The organism is Paraeggerthella sp. Marseille-Q4926 (genome assembly GCF_916618935.1).
In the GTDB taxonomy this organism is placed as follows: domain Bacteria; phylum Actinomycetota; class Coriobacteriia; order Coriobacteriales; family Eggerthellaceae; genus Paraeggerthella; species Paraeggerthella hominis.
Map to the genome: position 1 here is coordinate 570,223 of NZ_CAKAKF010000003.1, position 24,784 is coordinate 595,006.

Annotated in this window: 19 protein-coding genes; 13 read left to right on the forward strand and 6 right to left on the reverse strand. The window is 58.5% G+C overall.

Annotated elements, in window-relative coordinates; translation table 11 throughout:
* Positions 1-2 precede the first annotated feature (2 nt).
* From LG373_RS07790 to LG373_RS07820, 7 genes are all read left to right on the forward strand, one after another.
* The gene (locus tag LG373_RS07790; RefSeq protein WP_225749463.1) at positions 3-2,018 is read left to right on the forward strand and encodes an AlwI family type II restriction endonuclease; all 2,016 of its coding nucleotides are present in this window, start codon (positions 3-5) and stop codon (positions 2,016-2,018) included.
* Positions 2,019-2,497: 479 nt separating this feature from the next.
* A complete protein-coding gene (locus LG373_RS07795; RefSeq protein WP_225749464.1) occupies positions 2,498-2,866 on the forward strand; it encodes a hypothetical protein in 369 nt (122 codons plus the stop codon).
* A 310-nt stretch (positions 2,867-3,176) separates the two neighbouring features.
* Positions 3,177-3,755 carry a hypothetical protein gene (locus LG373_RS07800; RefSeq protein ID WP_225749465.1) on the forward strand — a complete coding sequence of 193 codons (579 nt, stop codon included), beginning with the start codon at positions 3,177-3,179 and terminating at the stop codon, positions 3,753-3,755.
* A gap of 692 nt (positions 3,756-4,447) precedes the next feature.
* Complete coding sequence (locus LG373_RS07805) at positions 4,448-5,974, forward strand: amidase family protein (protein WP_225749466.1); 1,527 nt, start codon at positions 4,448-4,450, stop codon at positions 5,972-5,974.
* Positions 5,975-6,276: 302 nt separating this feature from the next.
* Positions 6,277-7,299 (forward strand): DUF5692 family protein, encoded by a 1,023-nt coding sequence (locus LG373_RS07810; RefSeq protein WP_216529626.1) that lies wholly within the window; start codon positions 6,277-6,279, stop codon positions 7,297-7,299.
* 103 nt (positions 7,300-7,402) lie between these two features.
* Positions 7,403-8,362, forward strand: a complete 960-nt coding sequence (locus LG373_RS07815) for a DUF5692 family protein (protein WP_225749467.1) — start codon at positions 7,403-7,405, stop codon at positions 8,360-8,362.
* Positions 8,363-8,452: 90 nt separating this feature from the next.
* Positions 8,453-9,145, forward strand: coding sequence for a TetR/AcrR family transcriptional regulator (locus tag LG373_RS07820; RefSeq protein WP_225749468.1), 693 nt, complete (start codon positions 8,453-8,455; stop codon positions 9,143-9,145).
* Between the two features lie 120 nt (positions 9,146-9,265).
* Here the strand turns inward: LG373_RS07820 and LG373_RS07825 are convergent, their stop codons facing one another.
* Complete coding sequence (locus LG373_RS07825; RefSeq protein WP_225749469.1) at positions 9,266-10,186, reverse strand: LysR family transcriptional regulator; 921 nt, start codon at positions 10,184-10,186, stop codon at positions 9,266-9,268.
* A 246-nt stretch (positions 10,187-10,432) separates the two neighbouring features.
* Between LG373_RS07825 and LG373_RS07830 the strand changes: the two genes are divergently transcribed.
* Positions 10,433-11,977, forward strand: a complete 1,545-nt coding sequence (locus LG373_RS07830; protein WP_225749470.1) for a flavocytochrome c — start codon at positions 10,433-10,435, stop codon at positions 11,975-11,977.
* A gap of 1,352 nt (positions 11,978-13,329) precedes the next feature.
* Here LG373_RS07830 and LG373_RS07835 read toward each other — a convergent pair.
* The 4 genes from LG373_RS07835 to LG373_RS07850 form a co-directional block, all read right to left on the reverse strand.
* Positions 13,330-14,835: a SpaA isopeptide-forming pilin-related protein gene (locus tag LG373_RS07835; protein ID WP_216529621.1), complete on the reverse strand. Its 1,506-nt coding sequence runs from the start codon at positions 14,833-14,835 to the stop codon at positions 13,330-13,332.
* Between the two features lie 228 nt (positions 14,836-15,063).
* On the reverse strand, positions 15,064-17,586 hold the full coding sequence (locus LG373_RS07840; RefSeq protein ID WP_216529620.1) for a homocysteine S-methyltransferase family protein: 2,523 nt from the start codon (positions 17,584-17,586) through the stop codon (positions 15,064-15,066).
* 16 nt (positions 17,587-17,602) lie between these two features.
* The gene (locus tag LG373_RS07845; protein WP_225749471.1) at positions 17,603-18,295 is read right to left on the reverse strand and encodes a vitamin B12 dependent methionine synthase; all 693 of its coding nucleotides are present in this window, start codon (positions 18,293-18,295) and stop codon (positions 17,603-17,605) included.
* Positions 18,282-19,169, reverse strand: a complete 888-nt coding sequence (locus LG373_RS07850) for a methylenetetrahydrofolate reductase (protein WP_225749472.1) — start codon at positions 19,167-19,169, stop codon at positions 18,282-18,284. Before LG373_RS07850 ends, LG373_RS07845 begins: the two co-directional genes overlap by 14 nt.
* Positions 19,170-19,467: 298 nt before the next feature.
* Between LG373_RS07850 and LG373_RS07855 the strand changes: the two genes are divergently transcribed.
* From LG373_RS07855 to LG373_RS07875, 5 genes are all read left to right on the forward strand, one after another.
* On the forward strand, positions 19,468-21,159 hold the full coding sequence (locus tag LG373_RS07855) for a SulP family inorganic anion transporter (RefSeq protein ID WP_114567491.1): 1,692 nt from the start codon (positions 19,468-19,470) through the stop codon (positions 21,157-21,159).
* A gap of 229 nt (positions 21,160-21,388) precedes the next feature.
* The gene (locus LG373_RS07860) at positions 21,389-21,835 is read left to right on the forward strand and encodes a zinc ribbon domain-containing protein (protein ID WP_216529616.1); all 447 of its coding nucleotides are present in this window, start codon (positions 21,389-21,391) and stop codon (positions 21,833-21,835) included.
* 196 nt (positions 21,836-22,031) lie between these two features.
* Positions 22,032-22,451, forward strand: a complete 420-nt coding sequence (locus tag LG373_RS07865; protein WP_225749473.1) for a peptide deformylase — start codon at positions 22,032-22,034, stop codon at positions 22,449-22,451.
* 228 nt (positions 22,452-22,679) lie between these two features.
* Positions 22,680-23,132 carry a low molecular weight phosphatase family protein gene (locus LG373_RS07870; RefSeq protein ID WP_225749474.1) on the forward strand — a complete coding sequence of 151 codons (453 nt, stop codon included), beginning with the start codon at positions 22,680-22,682 and terminating at the stop codon, positions 23,130-23,132.
* A 76-nt stretch (positions 23,133-23,208) separates the two neighbouring features.
* Positions 23,209-23,619, forward strand: a complete 411-nt coding sequence (locus tag LG373_RS07875; protein WP_225749475.1) for a peptide deformylase — start codon at positions 23,209-23,211, stop codon at positions 23,617-23,619.
* A gap of 73 nt (positions 23,620-23,692) precedes the next feature.
* Here the strand turns inward: LG373_RS07875 and LG373_RS07880 are convergent, their stop codons facing one another.
* Complete coding sequence (locus LG373_RS07880; RefSeq protein ID WP_216529612.1) at positions 23,693-24,694, reverse strand: asparaginase; 1,002 nt, start codon at positions 24,692-24,694, stop codon at positions 23,693-23,695.
* Positions 24,695-24,784: the final 90 nt, after the last annotated feature.

Below are 24,784 nucleotides of genomic sequence, written 5' to 3' on the forward strand. Positions count from 1 at the left end.
TTATGGAAGAAAACCAAATCGATATCTGGCTAGTAGGCAACACGGGACTAAGAAACCCTGCGCGAATCGCGGATGGTTTCAAGCTTTATGCGCAATCACCTTTTGTGGGACAGCTGGTTGATGGGAAAAACGACATTGCTTTCACGAGTTATTTGTCCGAGCATGGCGTTATAAACAACAAGCCTGGTAAGGATACTTCGGGAAGCCACGCCAGGAAGTGGCGCCTTATGTTCGAGCGAAACGGTTTGATCTACCCGAAGATCAGACCGTCCGAGGGCAGGCAGGAAGATTTAGGTCAGATAGGACAAATAACACCTTTCGGGTATTCGTTTCTGCAGGCCGATACATATCCAGCGCAGCAGGAATGCTTCTTGCGTGCTATGAGTGTTGAACAGATACAAACGACAACGGAGGACAGCAAGCTTTTCTCACCGTTACGATGGATTCTCGCGATAATGCTGGAATTGGAAAACCGCACTGGTTCTAGCGAGTTAACGAGAACCGAGTTTGCCTTATGGGGTCATACAACCGACCCCACGTACGACCTCACTTATGTCGTAGACAACATACTAGATTTGCGAAAAAGGAGAAAAGCCGCGCCATCAAAACACGTCTTCGATCGTAACGAAATATCAGAGCGTGGCAAAGTGTATCCAAAGAAGAAAAGCAATTTCTTTGATTACACCGATATGAATATGCGCTACTTACGCATTACAGGCGTCTTGCAACGAAAAGGGCGTGGTTTGGTTATCGTTCCAACCAAACACGTTATTGCACAGAAACTTGCCAAAACCACTGCGAGCAACGAAACATTATTCGAAGCAAGGACAGTTCTTTCAAATGGGGCACCATTGCCGAGCGACGATTTTGCAACTGCGAAAGAATTGCTGAGCAGCATAGAGAAGATGGCTAAAGAGCAGAGCGTTTATTTCGACATCAGCGATTTGGAGCTCGACAATACCGTGACCGTCAATATTGCACGTCATAGAGTCGAAGAGGCGCTGCAGCTAACCAACGAGCAAGCATATGCCGATAGGCAGCGTTACGAATGGGAAGAGATCGCCGAGTACATGCGACTTATCGAACAGGGTGGCGGCGTTAGCAACGAAGAAGATGAGGAGTCAAGAATAGATGTTCCAAAAGATGAGCTTCCAGCATATCTCGAATGGGTACTTTGGCGATCCGAGCTTGCGATAGACAGCATGATTACAGAGCCGAATGAAGTCAGGGGATTTAAGATTGATTCCGATTTCTTGCCCGTTAGCACAGCTGGGGGCGGCAGGGGCGACCTTTACTGTGAGTACCAAGATTTCATGTTGGTAACCGAGGTCTCTATGTCGACCTCATCTAGACAAGAAGCCATGGAAGGCGAGCCCGTTAGGAGACATGTCTCGGACGCAATCGATAATTCAAGCTGTCCTGTTTATGGTCTATTCATTGCAACAAGAATAGACACGAACACGGCAGAGACTTTCAGACATGGCGTTTGGTACAGCAAGCAAGACAATAAACGCAGGTTAGACATAGTGCCACTGACTTTGCAGCAATTCAGGCAGTATTTCGTGGCAATGTTTGAATCCAATAAACCAAGTCCAGAACGACTACGTGAGCTAATTTTGGAATGCACTATAAGGCGCGACGCATTAAATGGGCCAGAATGGAAGGATTTCATCGAACGTACCGTACAGAATCGTACCCGCCTCATTAGTGAAGGCAATGTGGAAGTCGCTTCTTCTAACTTGCCCATTATGCCCGGTATGACGGTTGAGCATCCTGTCTTCGGAATGGGACAAATCATACTCGCGAAGGTAATTTATCGCGACAAGGGTAATTCGCTAGGAACCATACCATTCATCAATCAATTGCCAGATGGGATAAGAATGTTGCCTGACGGGAAGAGCCTAGAGCACGAAGGCAAAGGGCTATTAGAAGTACTTACCTACCAGGTTGCGTTTGGCGATACGCTGATCCCCATGAAACGTGAAGATTTACTAACGACGACCCGCTTGTATTACTAGATATCAGCTTGAATATTTCATGCAGAGCAACTGCAAGATTGCTGCTTGGTGAGGTGCCGGAAGAATGCATATCCGCATAGAAGCGTTCAGGGGTTTGAATTCATTTGATTACGATGTCCGAGATAATAAGGTGAATTCTCTTTATGGCGTATGTGGCCCAGGCAAGAAGCCACTGCTGGAGGCGCTTGCAAGCAGACCTGATGCAGGTAATGTTACGATAGGTCATGAGGAAGAAGGCTCTGCAGTTTTCGCAAACCCCTCAGAACCAGAATATGGAAGACACCTCACGAAATGTTGCTTCAAACAGACTAATAGCGAAAGCATCGCGTCTTCATTGGCAATACAGACAAATTAGGCAAACCGGAAGAGTCCTGCCGAGCATTGCAGCGCTTGAGCAACACTTGCTTCGCGCAATCCGTAACGCCTGTTTCGTGCAATCATGTCGCCATGCAACCGATCGTACGAAAGGAGCGCACATCATGGCGAGAAAGATTCGGCAGCTGATAATCGAGCTTCGCGAGCAAGGACTGTCGAGGAGGAAGATAGCCGCGACGCGCCGTATGTCGATGGAGTCGGTTTGCGAGGTTTTCGACATCGCGGCTGAATGTGGCATTGCCTGGGACGATGTCAAGGGCATGACGGAATGCGGCATCTACCACCTCTTCTACTCGGACAAGCACGTCCGCGAGAGCGCGTTCGAGGACCCGGACCGGAAGTGCGTCTACAAGGAGATGGCCGAAGCCAGAGTCAACCTGCGGCTATTGCACGACGAGTGCAGGGACAAGCGCCGACAGACCGGCAAGGCGGCCATGAGCTGCATCAAGTTCTGCGGGGACCACGGCGACTGAGCAGGCGCCAACAGCCTGACCGAGAGAATCGAGGCAAGGCCGGCCAGCCCTGCGAGGTCGACTGGTCGGGGCCCATGCTAGGCGAGGACCTCGTCGATCCGAGGCCGGCGAGGTCTCCAAGATCTACTTGCTCGTCGGCGTGCTGCCGTTCAGCCAAAAGGCGCGCTTCGAGCCGACGCTCAACATGAAAGAGGGGACCTAGCTTCGCTGTCACGTGCACATGCACGAGTCCTGGGACAGCGTGCCGAAGCAGACCGTCCACGACAATCTGAAGACAGGGGTCGTCAAGCACCCGTGCGAGAGGGAAATCATGTTCAACGACGCGTACGAAGCATTCGGCGAGCACTATATGACGACGATCATGCCCGCCCGGGTCAGGAAGCCGAAGCAAAAGTCGTCCGCCGGGGGAACGGTTCGAAACGCCGCCACGTGGGTCATCGCGCAGCTGCGCAACCGCGCGGTCGCGATCCTTGACGAAGCCGTGCGCGAGCGCAACGCGACCCGCAACGTCCATCCCTTCCAAAAGAGGGAAGGCAGCCGCAACTCGGTGTTCGCCGAGGTCGAGGCCGCGGAGCTCAAGCCGCTGCCCGACGTCCGCTACGACGTCATCGAGCGGGCCCACAATCGATCGGTCAACCTCGACTTCCGCATCGTGCACGCCAAAAACCGTTATTCCGTACACCGCCACTACGCAGGGCGCAAGGTCGATCTGCGGGTCGAGGAGTCCACTTTGTCAACCCACCACGCGGGCGAACGCATCACCACCCATCGGCCGCTGCCCTCCTGCGCGGGAAACGGCAGGGATCACGCGGCGAGCGGCACCTCCTCGGCTTCGGCTTCGCCCTCTCGAAGAACGCCTCCATCTCGCCGGCGGGCGTCTGGTAGCTGATCGTCGAGTGGGGCCGCATCCGGTTGTAGAACCCCTCGATGCAGCCGACCACGGCGCTCCTCGCCTCGTCGCGGGTCGGCCAGCTCCTGAGCGAGTGCATCTCGTTCTCGAGGGTGGCGAAGAACGGCTAGGCCACCGCGTTGTCGCGGCAGAAGCCCGTCCGCCCCGCGGACAGCCGATCGCGTTGCCGGCCACGTAGCCACGCGCCTTGACCATCGAGAGCGGCGAGACGGCGGCGTCGGCGGCCATGCGCTCGGAGAGCGGCCAGCCCACGACCATGCGCGTGCGCAGGTCTATCGCCGCGGCCAGGCAGAGCCTCCCCTGACCCGTGCGCAGGTGCGCGATGCCGCCGCAGAGCACGGTCGTCGGGACCGGGGGCTCGAATCTCCTGCGCACCGGGTCGGGGCGCGCCGGGGCTCCGGGGTCGGGGACCGTCGTACGCTTGCGGGAGTTCGGAGCGACGCCGCGCCCCCCACCTTACTCCCCGCAGCACCAACCGCTCTCCCACGCCCTCCCGCTTCCCCGCCCCAACCTTAAAAAGACCTGAAATCCCATTTGCCGTGGTATAAAGACCCCAAGCAACGAAAGACCCCCTTGGGGAATCGGCCTTCCGGACGGAGCACCATTGCCCATAGAGTAACCGGAAACGCAAGAACTGCACCGCGTTCCCCAAACGAAGTGAAGAGGCACCGATGAAAATAACCTTGAAGATCGCATTGATCGTAATACTTGCCCTAGCCGGCATCTCCCTAGCTGCGTTCATGCTCTTGAAATCGCTCACCCCCAACCAGGAAGAGCGCATAGCCTACGACAAGGACAAGCAGGTCGCGCTCATCGACTCGCAGCTTGCCGGGATAGACCTCGAAAAGATCCGCGCGAAAAAAGACCTGATCATGGAGAAATCCATCGAAAACCTGCATGCGGCAATCTCTAAGGGCGAACTAACCTACGAAGAGCTGACGGCGTTTTACCTGGACCGCATCAAAACGTACGATGCCGGCGAAAAGGGGCTCAACGCAGTGGCGGCAATCAACCCGAAAGCCATAGAGGAAGCCCGCGCCCTCGACGCGAGCCCCACAACCCCGACGGGCATGAGGGGAATCCCCGTCCTCGTCAAAGACAACATCAACACGAACACCATGCCGACCAGCGGCGGCACCTACGCGCTCAAGGACTTCACGCCAAGCGACAACGCCGAAATGGTAACCGCCCTCGTCAATAGCGGCGCCATCATTTTGGGCAAGTCGAACCTGTCGGAGCTTGCGAACTTCATGGACACGAGGATGCCAAGCGGCTACAGCTCCAAGGCCGGCCAAACCCACAACCCCTTCAATCCCCTCGAGCTCTCGCCGGAAGGCTCCAGTTCCGGAAGCGGCGCAGCCGTTGCCGCGAATCTCTCCGCAGTGGCGATCGGAACGGAAACCACGGGTTCGATCATCGCCCCGTCGGCGATCCATTCGATCGTCGGGTTCAAACCCACGAAAGACGCCATCTCCGCCACGGGCGTGATTCCGTTGTCGTCCACCATGGACACCGTAGGGCCCATGACGAAAAACGTGAAGGACGCAGCCGCTCTCTACAACGCATCTATATCGGATACGTCGAAGGCCGTGGACGAAAACCTCAACGCCGACTTTCTTAAAGGAAAGCGAATCGGCATAGTCGGCAAAGATCCCAACCAAGCCCTTGCCAACAAGATTAAGGCATGCGGCGCCGAAGCGGTAGCGGTCGAGCTTCCGGAAGAGGGAATTGACAACGAGCACATCATCAACCAGGACTTCAAAAACGATCTCAATCGGTACCTGCAAACCTACAATGCGCCGGTGAAAAGCCTCGCGGAGCTGATCGCCTTCAACAAAGAAGACGCGAGCAGGCGAGCAAAATACGGTCAGAACCTCATTGAAGAGGCAAACGAGGTGAACGAATTCGATAAAGCGAAAGTCGAAGCGATGGTCAAAAAGGCACAGAGCAGAATCGACGACCTGCTTCGCGACAACAAGCTCGACGCGCTTGTTTTCTACGACAACGAAGGCGTCCTTCTGCCCGCCGTGGCAGGATACCCCGAACTGACGGTGCCGGTCGACGCTTCCGAAGAAGGCGCCCCTAGGGGAGCCACTTTCATCGCAAGCCAGAACGAGGACGAGAAGCTGCTCAACATCGCCTACAGCTTCGAGCAGAAAACCGCCGCACGAGCGATCCCCCAAAACTACCTGAAGTAGGATTGCCCGCAATCAACGAGCGCCGGATTGCGCCGTTGACGAGCTCCCTTCTTAGCAAACGATCACTGCGCTTCCCAAAATCCCTTAGCGTGCGGGCTTCCTTCTAGCCCGCCCGCACGCGCTGGACACCGCACGCACCGCGAAGCGCGATTTGACGTTTCAAGATCAAATCGTCAAGCCCACGGAAAATCTCCTTGCTATGCTGTGCCTCAATAGGAGCGAATCGCTCTGAGCGAAAACCGCATCGATTTTTGAGCGTTTTCCCAAGACGGTTCGCACGCATTCGAAGGGAAGGGGCTCCTATGTTCTTCTATGAACCGCTTTCGGCAACGGCTTTTATAAGCGTAATCGTCTACCTGGTGTTTCTCATAGGAATGAACGAGCTTTCGCGTCTAAGCAAATGGGTCGGCGCGGCGATGTTCATCGCGTTGCCCATCGTGTTGACGGTGTTCGTATGGCCGAACACCGCCGTCGAGGGAACAGGCGCGGGCACATGGTTTCAGTGGGTGAAAACGTACTCGTGCTTGGCCGGTGCCATTCTGGGATGGCTCATCGTGTACTTTCCCGCGTTTCAAAAGAAGCACATCGTATGCATTCCTCCCATCATCTTCGCCATCAACATCCTGGAAGCGTGCATCCGCGACTTTCAGCTGGCAGGCGTAACGGGCATGGTGGACGGCTACATGGTAGTGGGCGGACCATGGAACGTCATCAACGGCGTGGCGGGCATCCTGAACGCGCTGTGCATCTGCGGGTTTTTCGGGATCATCGTAAGCCGCGGAAAGAAGAAAGACTATATATGGCCCGATCAAATGTGGTTCTGGATCATCGGGTACGATCTGTGGAACTTCGCGTACACCTACAACAGCGTGTCGGACCGTTCCATGTACTGCGGCTTGGTTCTACTGCTCGCCTGCACCATCCCGGCGTTCTTCATCAAGCGCGGTGCCTACGCGCAGCATCGCGTGCGCACCTTGGCCGTCAACATGATCATCACCATGACGGTGCCGTGGTTCTTCTTGCATCCCATGTTCATAGTGCATTCCACCAACAGCCCCGCAGCTCACATGACCATCTCTGTGATCGCGCTTGCGTTCAACGCATGCGTGGCGGTCTATCAAGCGCGCACGATGCTGGCAAAAAAGCGCAATCCGTTCAAACGCGAGCTATTCATAGACAGCTCGCGGTACCGCAGCGTCTACCTTGACAACATCGACGTTCCCGAAGGCGAACGCGAAGCGGCGCTGGCGAACCTGGAACAATTCGGCTATGCCGCGGCTTGGGACGACAAGGGCCGCGTGGAGACGATGGTGACACGTCCGTAGCAACAGCGGCGCAATTGGAACCAGGGCGAACCGTACGCGGCAAGCCACGACGAGCCCTGCGAGCAACAAGGCCCCGGCATCGCGCGATCCAAGGAGGCAATCCATGGGAATCCTGTACCAGGCAAGCGACCCTACGGTGTGGGCCGTATGGCTGTTCGTGCTGTTCGCCCTGATGGCATTCAACGAATTAGGGCGCACGAGCGCATGGGGCGGCGTGGCGCTGTTCATTGCCGCGCCTATCGTGCTGACCGTGTTCGTATGGCCCTACACCGCCGCGCCCGGAAACGCCTACGGCACGGGCAACTGGTTCAACTGGGTGAAAACGTATTCCGCTCTAGCCGGATGCGTGGGCTTCATGGCGCTCAGGTTCGTGAAATGGCGCGGTGCCGACGGTCGGACGCATCACCTGTACGAAAAGCGTTGGGCGCTCTGCTTCCCGCCGCTCATTCTGGCAGTCAATATAGCCGAGGCCGTGGTTCGCGACGTCCAGATGTTCAGTTTCGGATTATGGGACGGCGCCGTGGTCGACCATGTGTGGATGATTTCCGGTCCGTGGAACATCATGAACGCGATAGCCGGCGTTCTGAACATCATCACCATCTGCGGCTGGTTCGGCATCTTCGTTTCCAAGGACAAGTCCGAAGACATGATCTGGCCCGACATGATTTGGATGTGGATCATCGCCTACGATCTGTGGAACTTCGCGTACACCTACAACTGCATGTCCGACCATTCCACGTACACGGGCTTGGCGCTATTGATCGCCTGCACCATCCCCACGTTCTTCACGAAGCGCGGCGCATGGCTGCAACATCGCGCGCAAACGCTGGGACTGTACGCAATGTTCGCCATGGCGGTACCGCAGTTCTACACATTTGCGGAAATTCCCACCACGCACAATCCAACCGCGTTCTTCGCAGTAAGCTTGGTGGCACTTGCCGCCAACATGGCGCTTGCCGCCTACCAGGTTCACCGGATTCGTTCGCGGCGTCTTAACCCGCTGAAAGACGAGCTTTATACTGACACCAGAAGCTATAGGGAGGTCGTCGAGGAAAACCGCTGATCCGCTCGTCCGATATCCTCGCGAAAGCGGAGCGCAGCCGCACAACGGCACGCACATGCGGCGACTTCCCAAACGAACGAAGGAGCCGTCATGCCCATGCAGAGCAGCGCGCCCATGCCGGGAGTCGATCCGCACCTGCCGCGTCCCGTCACGCGGCAGGTGCGCGAAAGCGCACGGCTAGACGGCACGGCGGGCGACATCATGCTGGCTGCGCGAGAATTATACGAACGCGCGGGAGTGGCAGCCACCAGCTTGGCCTCCATCGCTCGCGAGGCCGGCGTGAGCCGTAGCCTGGTGTACTATTATTTTCCCGACAAGCAGGCCGTGACTGCTGCCGTATTGGACGATTACCTGGAAGACCTGATTGAAAGCGTGGCCACCTGGAACGAACTGCGCGCATTCGGCGACACGCCCTCCGAGCTGAAAAAATGCGTGTCGGCGTTTCGCCGGGCGCTCTACACCGCATCGGGCCGACCGCGCCCCATGATAACCGTCCTGGAAGAACTGGGCATGCGCGACAAGTTCGCCACACGGGCCGTACGCGAAATCGTCGCATGCATCCAGCGCTACATCGTGTCCGAATACGCGGCATACCGCACCGTCGATATTCAGCTGGTGCCCGAAACGTTCGGATTGCTGCTCTTCGGCCTGGAGGGGATGATGAAAGCCAAACCCGACATCACCGATGACGAGTTGGCGCTGCTCATCGCGCAAACGCTGCACCTGGACATGCGGGTGATGGACCCGCCCCCGTGGCCGGAGCACCCCGCTGCTTCGGAATGAGAAGCGACGACCTTTCCCCGCACAAGGGAAACAAGCAGGAAGGAAAGCCGCTCTTTTGGAAAGTTGGCGACAAACACCGAGGCACATTCGGAAACCGAAGCGAACTCCTTGGCCAGGCGCTCAAAGGTACAGGGAGCGGACAAACTCAACGAACTCAGAATCCAAATTGCTGAGATGACGCGACCTCCGCCAAAACAAATGCAACGGCATTTCTATGGTATTCCCACAGCCGTCCACGATGGGAAGAACAAGCAGGTGCCCGTTTCTTATCGTTCGTCTTGCATGCTGCAAAGGACGTATCACGTACAATTCTCTATCAATGACGAAATCGATGTCGCTATGAGAGCTAACCTGCAAGGGAGAAACGTTCACCGAGCTCCCCTCGGACCGCACGCGCTCGATGAAGAATTCGTTGAAATCCCGCTCCCCCGAAAACAAGACCAATTCACCTTGCACCAATTCCTCAATCGCAACGACGCCTCCTGCGGCGAAGCGCGCACAATGATCGGACACCAAAGCCGCAATGGGGAACTTTTTCAGCAGCAAACCTTCCGATAATCGAAAATCGCCTTTCGACACCACGCTGATGCCAAGATCGACTCTTCCCTCGGCAACAGAATCAACTATTGCGTCCCCCTTCATCTCAGCGAAGCTCAGATCGGCCGTTTGATGGGCTTCCTGAAACTCGAGAAGAGCACTGCGGTCGATGCTTCCACCGTTTTCCCTGAAACAGAGGGAATGGATGCCCACCGTAAGGGAGAGGGTTCTCTCCTTCTTGTACTGATCGGCAAGAACCTGCAACCTCTCCAAAGAAAGAAGCGCTTCTTCGGCTTTTTCTTTGAATAATTCGCCGAAGGAGGTTAAGGCTATCCCGTTAGGGCCCCGCTCGAAAAGCGAAACGCCTATGCGGCATTCGAGAATCTGAACCCCCTTGGAAACCGCCTGCGGAGACACGTAAAGCATCTTTGCAGCTTGCGAATAGCTCCCCGCCGAGGCTGCCGCCACAAAGTACTCCAGTTGGCGCATTTCGAATTCAATCAAAGCCCCTCCCTTACCCCAGTGAAACGCGAAGCTTTCAAAACATCATAGCAAAGCACTTGCCCGCTTTCGCTTCATCTATTCAACAAAAAATTGCGCTGCATCAACGCGACATTGAAGCAGGTTGTTTTTCGTTGGGCTGCCCAAAGAATCACTTCTTTCCTCAAGGCGCTTGCCGCCTCTATAGTAAATACTCGAAGGTCAATCTGACTGCACGAACTTCGTTGGAGGGTAAAAGAGAGGAAAGCCATGTCGGTAGGAAGAAGAGAGTTTCTCAAAACCATCGGTGTAGCCGGTGCCGCGCTTGCAGGAGGCGCCGCGCTTGCTTCTTGCGCACCTGCGAAGTCGTCTTCGGAAGACACGCAGGGCCAAACGAACAACCTCGATGCTGCCTCGGTTGCATGGGACAGCGAAACCGACGTCTTGGTAGTGGGCACCGGGTTCGCAGGGCTCGCCGCAGCCATCGAAGCAAAAAAAGCCGGCAGCGATGTCGTCATTATCGATAAAATGACGACGTACGGAGGCAACTCGAGCATCAATGGCGGAGACATGGCCGCTGTCGGCACCCCCTTGCAGAAAGAAGCGGGCATCGAGGACAGCGTCGACCTTATGATGGCGGATATGCTTAAAGCCGGAAAATACTACAACCATCTGGATAAAGTGAAAGTGCTTGCAGAAAATTCCGGTGCCGCCGTCCAATGGCTTACCGATATCGGAGTCAAATTCACAAAGCTCAATTTCCATGGAGGCCACTCGGTTCCCCGAACCAACACGACCGAGAATGCAACGGGGGCGGACATCGTCAAGGCCGAAGTCGCCTATCTGGAGAGTCTGGGAGTTGAACTGACGCTCGGCACCAAAATGGAACGGCTCGTCGAGGATGCTTCAGGACGCATCGTCGGTGCCGAAGTTCGCAAAAAGTACAAGTTCGGGCAAGAAAACAGCGGCACCCTGGCTTACATCAAGGCAAAAAAAGCCGTCGTACTCGGAGCAGGCGGATTCTCCCAAGACGTTCCCATGCGGGCTATACACGAACCGCGCCTGACAGACTCCTTTGCAAGCACAAATCACCAAGGAGCAACGGGCGAGGCTTTGAGGGAAGCGCTCAAGCACAAAGCCATGGACGTGCACATGGATTGGATCCAGCTAGGGCCGTGGACCAGTCCCGACGAAGAGGGCTTTGGCTATTGCCCGCAATTTTGCGAACGGCTTGTGGGCTACGGGCTGATGATCGACCCCGCTACGGGAAAACGATTCGTCAAGGAAACAGGGGACCGCAAAGAGCGTGCCGACCTCATGCTCGAGATCAACCATCCCACGCTTATCATCGCGGACGCCCCAACGGTTAAAAAGCAAGTGGCCCAGCACATCTTCGAAGGAGGTCTCAAAAAGGGCGTGATTATGGAATTTCAAACCCTCGATGCGATTGCGGACAAGTTTGAAATACCCGAGGAAACGTTCCTTGCCGAAGTCCAACGATGGAACGGCTTCGTGGCCCAAGGAAAGGACGAGGACTTCGGCGCAAAGGTGCAAGTTGGCGCCGAACCGACGCAAACGCCTCCGTATTACGCCGCCAAACTATGGCCGAAAGTCCACCACACCATGGGCGGACTGCATACCACTTTGCAGGCGCAGGTTATCGACCAAGACTTCAAGCCCATTCCCGGATTGTACGCAGCTGGCGAAATAACGGGCGGAACGCACGGCGCCGTGCGCTTGGGAAGCTGCGCGATTACCGATTGCACAGTCTACGGGCGCATCGCCGGGCAAAACGCGGCGAAAGAACAATCGTAAGCCTGCACAAAGATCAAGCACCGAATACGTGGTGACGCCAGAAATAGATCGCGCTCCGGCAGGACATCCGTCGGGGCGCGATGGAAAAAGGGCGCCAAGAGGATAGGTTGCACCACCGTGCCCCTACCATGAGCGCTTGCGGTACCAGAAGAATTCCGCCGAAGACAAGAAGGAATACGAATTTCAACCATTTCGAGCACTTCTTGCCCAACATGGCAAGCGCTGCAAGCATAAAGCCTGTAGGCGCAAGGCAAAGCATCGCGCATCGGTTCCGCCAATAGGAGCACACGACGGATAAGCCGTGGCCGATCTCCCTTGCATTATCAGCCTCGAAAGAAATCCTATGGCCGCCTGCCGCCGCAGGATGCTCCAAGAGGACCTTGCCAAACAGCTCGGCAGCGCTACCGTTTCGAGCGCCCCGGCGGAGCAACAAGAATGCCGACATCACAAGTCGCCAGCGCCTCAACAGCAAGCTCCTGCTCGGAGCGCAACGCTCCCTTGAACTCAACTCTAATCGACCGGCCTTTGCAACGCCTGCCCCCAAACGCAGGTTGCGCGCCTTATCCGGCCAATCGCTGCAGTTGCCATCCCCTCTTTTGACACGTACGGCAGATTCGACCGCATGATCCGCACCCTCGCAGGCACGTCTTTCGAATTAAGCTTTAAACTGACTTTCGACGTCATGCGTTTGAGTGATGATGGAAACCGCCGCTGATCATCGTAAGTTTGAAACGATGCTCCCATGAACAAGGGTTTACCGTCATGACATGCGCCACTCCGAAGCGGCAACGCAAATCGCATTGCCGAAACCACCAATCGGAACAGAGCCCTGAGGGGGAAATAAGCGGTCGTACGATTTGAATCGCGCGCTCGAACCGATGAGCACTGCATGTGCCGACAAGGCGCAGCAAAGCTTGCGAGCATCCGTCGCTGCCACCGGCTCGGCGAAAAATGCCCTCATGTGGGCACATCGCCCGATCGCGAACGCTCGACCGCCGCAGGAGCACCCTCCCGATCGCGCGCGATCCGAAACGCACTTACCGCCCGCCGTTAATCATCCTTGTCGAAATCAACCGCAAGCAAACGCGCATTGCCGTCATCGACAAGCGGATAACCCGCCGCAATCCCCGCACTTCCTCAACCCGATCCTCGAAAACGAGCCAGAAGGACCGCGTCTTCAAGCGGCAAAAGCTCGCGACGCGAGCGGTTCGAACACTCGATGCGAGGCTTCCATCGCGCAGACCGCTCCATCCCGACACGCGGCAGCAAAAAACAACTCGTCCCTGGAAGCGAGCGTTACTTCCAGGGACAAGCTTTAGTTCAGGCAATGCGAAACGATCTGCTTGCTTCCTTTAAATTTCCCTCTTCCTCAAAGCCATAGCAAGAACACCGCCCGCCGCAACAACCGCCGCAAGAGCAGGCGAAAGAGGACTGTGATCCCCCGTGCGAACGAGACCCTTGTAGCCCACTGCAGCCCGCTTGCCCTGACCGTTGTCATCAGTTCCGACGTTCTTGCCGGTTTCGGGAGAATCAGGCTTCTCCTCATTTTTGTTAGAGCCAGGATCGGCTATCTCGCGGTCCTCCATGCGCACCACGGACCCGGCCGCGGCGGCCCACCCGTCCCCGGAGCGGACCTCCACGGCGCCCTCGCGCACGCGGAACACGATCGACTCGGCCACCTCGTAGCCCCGCGGGGCGCGCGTCTCCACCATCGTGTAGACGCCCGGGGCCAGCTCCACCGAGCGCGGCTCGGGGCCCGAGACCCACTCGGCCACGGCCTCGCCGTCGGCGGAGCCCCCCTTGACGACCTTGAGGGAGGCACCCTCCAGCTCGCCGGAGCCGGCCACGGCGGTCTTGCTCATGAGCGCGGTCGCGCCTTCGTCGGCAACGCTTACGCGCAAAGCGACGGTGCGCTGCAAGCTCTCCGAAAGGGCAAAGCTGCCGATGGTCTGGCTTCCCGGAGCAACGAAGCTTATGCTCTTGCCCATGTCCTGCGGCTTGAACAGATTAATAAGAATCTCGTTCTCGCCAAACGAAACCGACTCCGTCGCCTGGATGAAAAGACCTTCGGGCCTCTTCTCCACGCGCAGCCCCTCGGGCACGACGATATCGCCCAACTCGTCGTCCGAAATCACCTTGTCGGACTTCTCGCTTACCACGATCCCCTGAAGAAGTTCCTTTTTGGAAACGGTCAGGGTTCCATCGATCTCGTTTCCATTGAACATGAACTGCGGCACGTACGCCATCTTTTCGCGATAATCCGCCACCTTGTCCTTGATGGACTGCTTCATGCTGTCGATGGTCTGCGCTATTTCGGCAGGCATCTGTTCGGCAGACCCCGAACCGTCATTCTTGACCAAGGCGAACTCTTTGAAATTCGAGTTTCCCAGCTCTTCCCAGATAAGAAGCTGCGCGGCAACGTACCACAGCTTGTTCTGACTGTCGTCGTTGTCTTCGTTGCCGTATCCAAAATGAGAATACAGGCTCATGGTGTTGATCATATCGGAAGTGAGCGTCAAATCCGAGGGCTGGTAATCGCCCATTTTAAGGGGGTCGACCATCACGTCGGCCTCAAGGCAATAAACCGGCTTTTCCTCGTGGCTGATAACAGCCACGGCAACGTAGTTCGTCTTCTTCAAGTGCCCGGGATTCTGCTTGTCTTCGACCATAACCCCCAGCGTGTTTCCCGAGGGGTCCTTCGCATTGATCGCGTACACGTCTTTCCCGTCGAAAATGCTGGTAATCTCAAGAGGGCCGGCTGCAACCCCAACCGCTGAAGCGGGTGCAGCATATACCGGAGACAAGCCTATCAGCGCCATCAGAAGCAGCGCAATTACGGGCATTCTCATTCTTGTCATAAGCAATCCTTACTTAATACGAACGTAAGGCGACAAGACAACCCCCGTCGTCATAGCCGCCCATCTTCCATTTCCGGTCGAATAAATCGACCCCGAATTATGCCAGGCGGAGTCTACTATAGAATTGTTTATACATGAAAGAGTTTATATACAAGCAAGGATAAATGATCCATTGCGTAAACCATCTGCTCTGCACAGAGGCGAAAGCGCCGCGAGCCAATGCAAGCCTCAGCTCGCGGGAACCGCTTCCGCATGCAGGTCAGAGAAGTATTGCTCCGCTATGCGAGCGGACGAAGCGGCATCCTTTGCGTAGTAATCCGCGCCGATGATCCGAGCGTACTCTTCCGTCAAAACCGCGCCGCCCACCATTACGGCAGCACCCGGGACCTCAGCGTGCAAAAGCGCGATCGTCTGCTCCATCGCCTTGACGGTCGTCGTCATCAAGGCGGACAATCCCACCAACCTCGCATGGCACTCCCGAACCCCGTCCACAACCGCTTCAGGCGAAACATCGCGCCCAAGATCGACCACGCGATACCCGTAGTTCTCGAGCAGCATCTTGACGATGTTCTTCCCTATGTCGTGAATATCGCCCTTCACCGTAGCAAGCACGATAACCTGCCCGCGGTCAAGCTCGCTCGCACCCGCCTGGTCTTTGATCACGTCGAAACCGGCCTTGACGGCCTCCGCCGAAGCCATGAGCTGCGGAAGGAAGAACGTGCCTCGTTCGAACCTGTCGCCAACCTCATTGAGCGTAGGAATAAACACGTCGTTGATCAGGGACAGCGCGTCTCGCGACCGCAAAAGGCCCCGCGTCGCATCGGCCATGGGCCCCTTGCGCCCCGTAAGGATCAGCTGCTCGATTGCGCGCACCTCGTCGTCGGCCCCAGCGCTTACGCCGCTCGAATCATCGGCGCTCGGCACCGGCTCCCGCGATCCCTTGGCCGCGTCTTCAGACCCGCCGGCGCTCACGGCATAGCGCTCAACGTACGATGCGGCGTTTTCGTCTTCGCCGCTCAACACGCGAAAGCTCTCTACAACGTCCCGGCAGCGCACGGACATCGGATTGAGGATGGGCATGTCGAGCCCCGCCCCCAAAGCGGCCGCAAGGAACGTCGCCGTCATCAGCTCCCGCTCGGGCAAGCCGAAGCTGATATTCGACACGCCGAGCACCGTGCGCACGCCCAAACGCTCCTTGACCATGCTTACCGCGCGCAAAATCTCGCATGCTTCGCGTTGGTTCGTCGCCACCGACATGACAAGGCAGTCGATGGCGATGTCCTCGCGCGGAATCCCGTGCGAAACCGCCTGATCAACAATGCGCTTAGCCAAGGCGAACCGCTCCTCGGCACTTGACGGAATGCCGTGCTCGTCAAGCGTCAAGCCTACCACCGCGCAGCCGTAGCGCTTCACGATGGGAAGGATGGCCTCCAAGCTCTCCCGCTTCGCGTTCACGGAATTGACGAGCGGCTTGCCCGCATAGCCGCGCACCGCTTCCTCGATGGCGCAAGGGTCGCTCGAGTCGATCTGCAAAGGCAGCGTCGACGTTGCCTGCAGCCTCAAAACGGCGCGCGAGAGAACGTCCGCCTCGTCGAGCTCGGGTAGCCCCACGTTCACATCGAGGATCTTGGCTCCCGCCTCCTGCTGGACAACCGCCTCCCCCACCAGGTAATCGTAGTCGCCGTCGCGCAAAGCGGCCCGCAAGCGCGGCTTGCCCGTCGGGTTTATGCGCTCGCCGATCATCGCGACGCGATGCGCGTCCTTTTCGAGCACCACCGCTTCTTGGGCGCTCGTGACAACGAACGCGTCAACCTTGTCGCGCGGGGCAACCGACCGGCCCTTCGCCAGCCGCGCAAGACGCTCCACGAACACCGGGGACGTTCCGCAGCAGCCCCCGATCACGGTCACGCCCGCGGAAACGATCCCGTCCATCGCGCGCTCGAACTCGTCAGGCTCGACGTCGTATACCGTGCGCCCATCAACAATGCGCGGCATGCCGGCGTTGGGGCGCACCACAACGGGACAGCGCGCGAACCTCAAAAGCTCGTGCGCAACAGGCACCAGCTCATCGGGGCCCAGCGAGCAGTTGACGCCGACCACATGCGCGCCCAAAGCGGAAAGCGTCGCCGCCGCCACCGAAGGAGGCGTCCCCAAAAACGTTCGGCCGTCCTCCCCGAACGTCATCGAAACGAATACGGGAAGATTCGAACAGTTCTTAGCGGCAAGAAGAGCCGCTTTCGCTTCCCGCAGATCGGTCATGGTCTCTATCAGCACGATGTCGCACCCAGCCGCCACGATCGCTCGCACCTGTTCGCAGAACATATCGTAAGCATCGGAAAACGACAGCGTGCCAAGCGGTTCCAGCAAAACACCGAGCGGGCCCATCCCTCCGGCCACGTAGCGCGCGCCCGCGGCACGCGCGCAAGCGGCGGCCGCACGATACACGTCGGCCACCTCCGCGCGGCCCTCCAGCTTATGAGCGTTCGCACTGAACGTGTTGGTGGTGACCATTTCCGCGCCCGCTTCAACGTAAGAAGCGTGAACAGCGGTAATGGCGTCGGGATTCGCGAAGTTCAGCAAATCGGGAAGCTCGCCATGGGCAGTCAGCCCCTGCTTTTGAAGCATGGTGCCCATGGCGCCGTCCTGCACAAGAAAGTCCAAGCCTTGCAGCACGCGCTCCAGATGCGCATCCTTGATAACCAAGCCCTCCAAGCTGTCCGGCATGCTCGCTCGCCCATCGTTCGCCATCATGTTCTCCCTCCGCACGCTAGGCGTCGTCGCCGCAGCATGTCCTTCCCTGTTTTCTCCACGCGCAGCGCCCTTCAAGCGCGCACGTTTCGCACGACGCTCGCACCGCATCGCTCACCGCGCCGTCGAACACCCCCATAACGGCCGTGATGCTCTTCGTCGGGACAAGCAAGCACTCCGACGTCGCCGTCAAGCCAATGCTTCGCGGCGCATCGAGCACGTCGAGCAAACCCTTCTGCACGGTCAGGGGAAAGTCACCGTATCCAGGGCTGTAGCGGCGGTTCACGGCGCATGCGCGCTCAGCGGCATAGCAAGTCACCTGCTCCTCCGCATCGGATGCGGCGGATTCGACCAAGGCGGAAGCCGCCGCATCGAAGAACAGCGCCTCCGTTGGACTGACCGCGACCCTTCGCTGGTACTCTCGCTCGTACGACGACCCCAGCGTGCAGGCAATCAAAACGGCTTCCCTCGCCCCCTGAAGATGCGCGGCAATGTCTTTTCCCTCCAGCGGCTGAGGCATGCCCTCAAGCCAAACGCACGTATCGCTTCCTCGTTCTCGATCAAGGGGAAACGCCCGCCAAACGCACCGCGGCTTCACTGCTTTCTCGCACGCACGCATCACGTCCTCGAGTCGGGCCAAAAGCTCGGCATCGAGGGCTTGGCCATGATATCCCAGGTAACGCAGCACTTCAGCGCGATCAAAGCCCGCCATGCCGACCGCCTTCCGCACCCCAGGAGCCCCTGAGCGCGCTCACGCAGGCGCGCGCGATGTCAGGCTGGTTCATCGTGTAAATGTGCAATCCGTCAACGCCGTGCTTCTGAAGATCGACCAGCTGCTCGCACGCGAACTCGATCCCGGCCGACCGCAGGGAATCGGGAGCGTTTTCGTATTTCGCCAAAAGCTTGATGATGGGAGACGGCAGCGAGGCGCCGCACATGAACACCATGCGCTGTATCTGAGCCTTGCTCAAAAACGGCATGATGCCGCACGTTATGGGCACCGTGACGTGCGCTCTTTCGGCCGCTTCGCGAAAGCGGTAGTAATACTGGTTGTCGAAGAACAGCTGCGTGACGAAAAAGCTCGCACCTGCATCTTGCTTCTGCTTCAGATGAGCGACGGACGCCTTGAAGTCGGTGCACTCGATATGGCCTTCGGGATAAGCCGCCGCTCCAATGCAAAACCCCTCGTCGGCCAACCTCATGATAAGGTCCTTGGCATACTTGAACGGCGACGGGTCGCAGGCGGACACAACGTCTCTGCGCAAGGCGAGCACATTGGAGACCCCGCGACGACGCAGATCGTCAATCGCCGCGGTCAGCGCCTCCTCGGTGGAGTTGATGCACGTCAGATGCGCAACCGAAGGAACATCGAAGTCGTGGTGGATAAGCGAAGCGACTTCAGCCGTAGCCTGCTGGTTGCCGCTCCCTCCCGCCGAATACGTCACGCTGATGAAGTCGGGAACAAGATCGGCCAAAGAAGCCGCAACCCCATGAGCCGCATCGAGCGTCAAATCCCCCTTCGGAGGGAAAATCTCGAAAGAGACCGGCTGCTTCCGCGTAGCGAATATGTCATCTATCCTTCTCATGCTTCCATTATTGCGAATCGCGACGCTCCGAGCAAGGACGTCGGGGGCATCGGGTCGAACACGGCAGCACAGTCGCGACAAAAGGACACCGCCTTCAGGGTTTCGTCAACCCAGAACGGCTCCCTATCGTACAACGGTTGCCATATTGTCATTTGCGCGATAGAATGCACATTCCCGTCGCAAACACCAACTGCAAAACGAACACGTTCGCGTTCCGCCCGGCGCCACGCTTGGGCGGAACGTCTTGTTTGCGGGGGCGCAACACCGCAAAGCCCGACACGACCCAGAAGAATCGACCATGCAACGCGACAAAATCAAACCTATCCTGTTCAGCATCATCAAGCATTCCAGCAAAGAAGAGCTCAAAAAGCAGCTGCCCAAAGACATCGTTTCGGGCATCATGGTAGCGGTAGTTGCCCTGCCCCTCTCCATCGCCCTCGCCATCGCCTCCGGCGTCAGCCCCGAAAAGGGACTCTACACGGCCATCGTCGCCGGGTTCCTGATCGCCTTCTTAGGCGGAAGCCGCGTGCAGATCTCCGGCCCCACCGCAGCGTTCGCCACCATCGTAGCCGGCATCGTGGCCGCAGACGGCATAGACGGCCTGATCGCCGCCACCATCATCGCCGGCATCCTGCTCATGCTCATGGGATTCTTCAAGCTCGGCGCTATCATTCGCTTCGTGCCGTACACCATCACCACGGGCTTCACCGCGGGCATCGCGGCAACGCTCGTCATCGGACAGGCGAAGGACTTCCTAGGGCTCACCTTTCCCGCAGGCGCGCCCACGGTTGAAACCATGGACAAGCTCCAAGCCGTAGCCCAAAGCATCTCCACGGTCAATTGGCAAGCATTCGCGGTAGGCGTCGTGTGCCTTGCCGTTCTTTTCGCCTGGCCCAAGGTGAGCGAAAGGATCCCCGGCTCCCTGGTGGCGCTGATCGCCGGAGTGGCCATGGTGAACGGCTTCGGAATGAACGTGAACACCATCGGCGACCTCTACACCATCAACAGCGGGCTTCCCTCCTTCCACGTTCCGCAGCTCGACCTGGATATTTTCCGCGAGCAAATGGCAAACGGCATCACCATCGCCATCTTGGCCGCGATCGAATCGCTGCTGTCCTGCGTGGTCGCCGACAGCATGATCAGCTCCCACCATCGCAGCAACATGGAACTTGTGGCCCAAGGTGCAGGCAACGTCGCATCGGTGCTGTTCGGCGGCATTCCGGCAACGGGAGCCATCGCCCGCACGGCCGCGAACGTCAAAAACGGCGGGCGCACCCCCGTCGCCGGCATGACCCACTCGATAGTGCTGCTCATCGTCCTGGCGTTTTTCATGCCCTATGCGGCCTTCATCCCCATGCCTACCATCGCGGCTATCCTGCTGCACGTCGCGTACAACATGTCCGGCTGGCGCAACTTCGCGCACCTGTGCAAGACCACGTCGAAGGGGGCCGTCGCCACGCTGCTTCTGACCTTCACGCTGACCATCGTGTTCGACCTGGTGGTAGCCATCGGCGTGGGCATGCTGATCACCGTGGTCCTGTTCATGAAGATGGTCAGCAAGGAAACCGAGGTTCGCGGCTGGAAGTACTACTGCGACGAGGACTCCGAGGTCACCCATCTTCGCGAGCTGCCGAAAAGCGTGCGCGTGTACGAGATCAACGGCCCCATGTTCTTCGGCATGACCGACCGCATTACGGACATTTCGGTAAAGTCGTTCACGAAGTACCTGATCATCCGCATGCGCGGCGTGCCTTCGCTCGACTCCACGGGTATGAACGCACTGGAGAACCTGTATGACTACTGCCGCGAAAACGGCGTGAGCCTCATCTTCTCGCATGCCAACGAGCAGCCTATGAAGACCATGCGGCGCGCAGGCTTCGTGGATTTGGTCGGCGAAGATCATTTCCGCGGCAACATCGACGACGCCATAGCCTACGCGCACCAGCTGCTTGACGAGGAGAGTCGAGCGGTGCGAAAGCGCGCGCAGTAGCGCAAGCGCACCGCCAAGCCAAGCCTCAACGTTGCCCGAGCGCCACGTGCGCAAGTTCCAACCTGCGCGTGTGGCCTCGACGGTCGCGCCTGGGCCACGCGAAGCGACCGCAAGAACCCTAGCCGCTGCCACCGCGCCGCAACAACTCGTTGCTTTACGTTTTCGCACCTCGCATGGTTCAATGTCCTTGCGGCGCATCGCCGCTTCCGCCCGCCTGAAAGGACGCCCCATGACCATCGCAGACGCCCTCGTAACCATGCGCAAAGAGCGCAACCTCACGCAGCAAGACGTCGCCCGCAAGCTTTTCGTAACGCGCCAAGCGGTATCTCGCTGGGAAAACGGCGAGACCACACCCGGCATCGATATGTGCAAGCTGATCTCGGCCACCTTCGACCTCCCCGTCACCCACTTGCTCGAGATGCCCGACGGAGACTACTGCCAAAGCTGCGGCATGCCCTTTTACCAACCGAAAGACTACGGCAGCGAAGCCGACGGCGCACCTTCCGCCGACTACTGCTCATGGTGCTATCGCGACGGCGCATTCGTCGAAGACGAGTCGCTTGAGGAGCTTATCGAGCGTTGCGCCCCGTACATGGCCGAATCCTGCCACGTTTCACGCGACGAGGCCGTCTCGTTCATGGGCGCGCTGCTTCCCCACCTCAAGCGCTGGAAGTAGCGACCGAAGACGCCGCGGACCGCACAGCGTGCCGAACGCGCCGGGCCAACCTTGCTGCGTGCGCGCTCCGAACGCGCCGCGTGCATGCTCCCACGCCCCCTCAGGCTTCCTCGTGATAGAATTCGTCCAGGAAAATCAACCCCGCAGCGCGCACGCAGCACCGCGGGCGTTTCAAACCCACGAAGACGGGAGCATCATGATCAAGGAACTGGTAAAGGACGAGGCCATCCTCTCGCAGCCCTGCGCTGCAGCCACCGCCGAAGACGCGTCGGTTGCGCAGGATCTGATCGACACGCTGACCTCGCTCGAAGGCGCCGCATGCTTGGCGGCCAATCAAATTGGCGCCGCCACCTGCGTTGTCGCCTATCTTGACGACAACGACCAGCCGCACGTCATGTACAACCCCAAGCTGCTGCAGGCGCTCGGCGCGTTCAAGACCGTCGAAGGCTGCCTTTCCTTGGAGGCCGATTCCAAGGTAACGCGCTACGATCGCGTCAAAATCGCCTACGAAGAGCAGGTCGACGGCACGCTTGTTGCCCGCAAGAAGGACTTCAACGGCTGGACAGCCCAGATCATTCAGCACACGATCGACCATTGCAAGGGCAAGCTGGTCTAGCTCGCGCGCTCAGGCAGTCCGAACCATCATGGCAAAACCGTCCAGCAACCCCGATCGAGACCGCTGGATTCGCGCGCTCGCCGCAAAAGGCGGGCGCGCCGCTTCGGCTCCCCTCAATCGCAACCCGCGCGCAGGCATCGGCCCGAACAAGGCCTCGGGCCACAAGGGCGGCATCAGCCGCCAAGGATCCAAGCGCGGTTGATGCCGCACGCCTAGAATGGAGCACCCTTGCACGAAGCAGAGCCTTTCGGTCCCGAACGCAGCCATCCCCAAACGACAAGCCGCCCGATTCCTCGAGTTGCTTTCGTCTGCACGCACAACTCATGTCGAAGCCAAATGGCAGAAGCAATCGCGAAGCAGATCGCAAAAGGCACCTTTGCAGCTTGCTCGGCCGGCACGCACCCCCGGGAGCACATAAACCACCAGGCACTGCAAACGCTTGCCAACCATGGATACGGAACCGACGGGCTTCGGTCAAAGCCGCTCGACGATATTCCGCCCGTCGATTGGGTTGTCACCATGGGCTGCGGGGTTGCGTGCCCGGCGCTTCCATGCGCGCATCGCGAGGATTGGGGGCCCGAAGACCCCAGCGGCAAAGACGATAGCTCGTTCGAAACCTGTCTCGCCCTCATTGAAGATCGCATCGCCGACCTCAAGAAGCGCATGGAAGCCGCCCTTTGACCGTTTGCGCCGTATCCCGTTCGCGCAAGCCACCGACCTCCCCGAATCCCGTCGTCTCATCCCGAAAGGCCCTGCCGTGATCAAGCCCATCATGAGAAACCAAACGTTTCTTGCGCAGCCCTGCGCACCGGCGACAACCGCCGATGTCCAAACGGCGCAAGACCTGCTCGACACGCTGGCCGCCCACTCGCACGAATGCGTCGGAATGGCCGCCAACATGATCGGCGTACCGAAGCGCATCATCGTATTCGACGACGAAGGCACGTCGCGCATCATGTTCAATCCGGAAATCATCAGCTGCGCAGGCCCCTTCGAAACGGAAGAAGGCTGCCTCTCGCTGCTCGGCAGGCGCGCCGCCACACGCTACCGAACCATCAAGGTTCGCTACGAAGACAAGGCGTTTCGCTCCAAGACGAAGTCGTTCGCCGGATGGACCGCGCAGATCATCCAGCACGAGATCGACCACTGCAACGGCATCGTGATCTAGCCCGGCGGGCGGCTGCGCGATCCCGCAGCCACTCGCGCAGCGAAGCCCCGCGCGAGCAAGCCGTGCGAAAGCCTTAGCCCTCTACCGTCCGATCGTGATTCACCACCCGATAGAACAACGATCGAATCTCGTCCGCATCGGTCGTTTGCCCAAGGGCCCACATGGTCTTCGCCACCAAAGCCTCGGTGGTCATATCGCCGCCCTTGAGAATGCCGGGATGGTTGGCAAAGGCTCGTCCCACTTCGTACACGCCCAAATCGCACCCCTCTTCGGGCACCTGCGTGGTCATCACCAGGGTTTTCCCGGCATCGACCCAGTCGAAAAGGGCCTGGTGGAAGTCATGGTACGCAGGAATTCCCCCAATGCCGAACGTCTCCACGATCACCGCATCGTAGTCGCGTTCCAAAAGTTCGAACACGCTTGGGCTCATTCCCGGCGTCAATTTGAGAACGAACACGCGCTCGTTCAAGCGATCGAACAGACGAAGCGACCCCTCGTCCGCGCATCGAACGGGCGAGGCCGCCCGGATCACGCGATCGTTCCTGATAAGGGCTATCTCGGGAAAATTAACGCTCGTAAACGCGTTGAAGCTCATGGTGCGCTGCTTGCGCGCACGAGTACCCGCGATCACCGAGCCGCCGAACGCAACGGACACGTCGCACGATCGATCGTCAAGCGCGTACAGAAGGCTTTGGTACACGTTGAGCTTCGCGTCGGTGAACGGACTGCCCATGGGCTGTTGCGAACCGGTCAGCACAATGGGCTTTCCGCTCCCCTGGATCAGGTACGAAAGCGCCGCTGCCGTATACGCCATGGTGTCGGTGCCGTGCAGCACCACGAACCCGTCGTACGCATCGTAGGCACGCGCGATTTCGTCGCGAATGAGCATCCAATCAGCAGGTCGCATGTTTGTGCTGTCGATGTTCATAGGCTGCACCACGTCCAACGCGCACAAGCCCTCCACCTGCGGCACGAACCGAGCCAGCTCCTCGCCGGTCAGCGACGGGGCAAGTCCGCAGCCATCCTCGGCTGAAGCGATGGTGCCCCCGGTTGCAATCATCAGAATCTTCTTCATGCGCACGCTTTCCCTCGAATCCTTTGAACGAAACAACAGTACCTGCCTCCACGCAAGCGCGAACGCTCCGATCGAAAATTCCATCAAGCC

What these genes read in the sequence shown, in the direction of transcription:
- LG373_RS07790 (WP_225749463.1), top strand. Translation starts at nt 3, where the DNA reads ATGGAAGAAAACCAAATCGATATCTGGCTAGTAGGCAACACGGGACTA.
- LG373_RS07795 (WP_225749464.1), top strand. Translation starts at nt 2,498, where the DNA reads ATGGCGAGAAAGATTCGGCAGCTGATAATCGAGCTTCGCGAGCAAGGA.
- LG373_RS07800 (WP_225749465.1), top strand. Translation starts at nt 3,177, where the DNA reads ATGTTCAACGACGCGTACGAAGCATTCGGCGAGCACTATATGACGACG.
- LG373_RS07805 (WP_225749466.1), top strand. Translation starts at nt 4,448, where the DNA reads ATGAAAATAACCTTGAAGATCGCATTGATCGTAATACTTGCCCTAGCC.
- LG373_RS07810 (WP_216529626.1), top strand. Translation starts at nt 6,277, where the DNA reads ATGTTCTTCTATGAACCGCTTTCGGCAACGGCTTTTATAAGCGTAATC.
- LG373_RS07815 (WP_225749467.1), top strand. Translation starts at nt 7,403, where the DNA reads ATGGGAATCCTGTACCAGGCAAGCGACCCTACGGTGTGGGCCGTATGG.
- LG373_RS07820 (WP_225749468.1), top strand. Translation starts at nt 8,453, where the DNA reads ATGCCCATGCAGAGCAGCGCGCCCATGCCGGGAGTCGATCCGCACCTG.
- LG373_RS07830 (WP_225749470.1), top strand. Translation starts at nt 10,433, where the DNA reads ATGTCGGTAGGAAGAAGAGAGTTTCTCAAAACCATCGGTGTAGCCGGT.
- LG373_RS07835 (WP_216529621.1), bottom strand. Translation starts at nt 14,835, where the DNA reads ATGACAAGAATGAGAATGCCCGTAATTGCGCTGCTTCTGATGGCGCTG.
- LG373_RS07840 (WP_216529620.1), bottom strand. Translation starts at nt 17,586, where the DNA reads ATGATGGCGAACGATGGGCGAGCGAGCATGCCGGACAGCTTGGAGGGC.
- LG373_RS07845 (WP_225749471.1), bottom strand. Translation starts at nt 18,295, where the DNA reads ATGGCGGGCTTTGATCGCGCTGAAGTGCTGCGTTACCTGGGATATCAT.
- LG373_RS07850 (WP_225749472.1), bottom strand. Translation starts at nt 19,169, where the DNA reads ATGAGAAGGATAGATGACATATTCGCTACGCGGAAGCAGCCGGTCTCT.
- LG373_RS07855 (WP_114567491.1), top strand. Translation starts at nt 19,468, where the DNA reads ATGCAACGCGACAAAATCAAACCTATCCTGTTCAGCATCATCAAGCAT.
- LG373_RS07860 (WP_216529616.1), top strand. Translation starts at nt 21,389, where the DNA reads ATGACCATCGCAGACGCCCTCGTAACCATGCGCAAAGAGCGCAACCTC.
- LG373_RS07865 (WP_225749473.1), top strand. Translation starts at nt 22,032, where the DNA reads ATGATCAAGGAACTGGTAAAGGACGAGGCCATCCTCTCGCAGCCCTGC.
- LG373_RS07880 (WP_216529612.1), bottom strand. Translation starts at nt 24,694, where the DNA reads ATGAAGAAGATTCTGATGATTGCAACCGGGGGCACCATCGCTTCAGCC.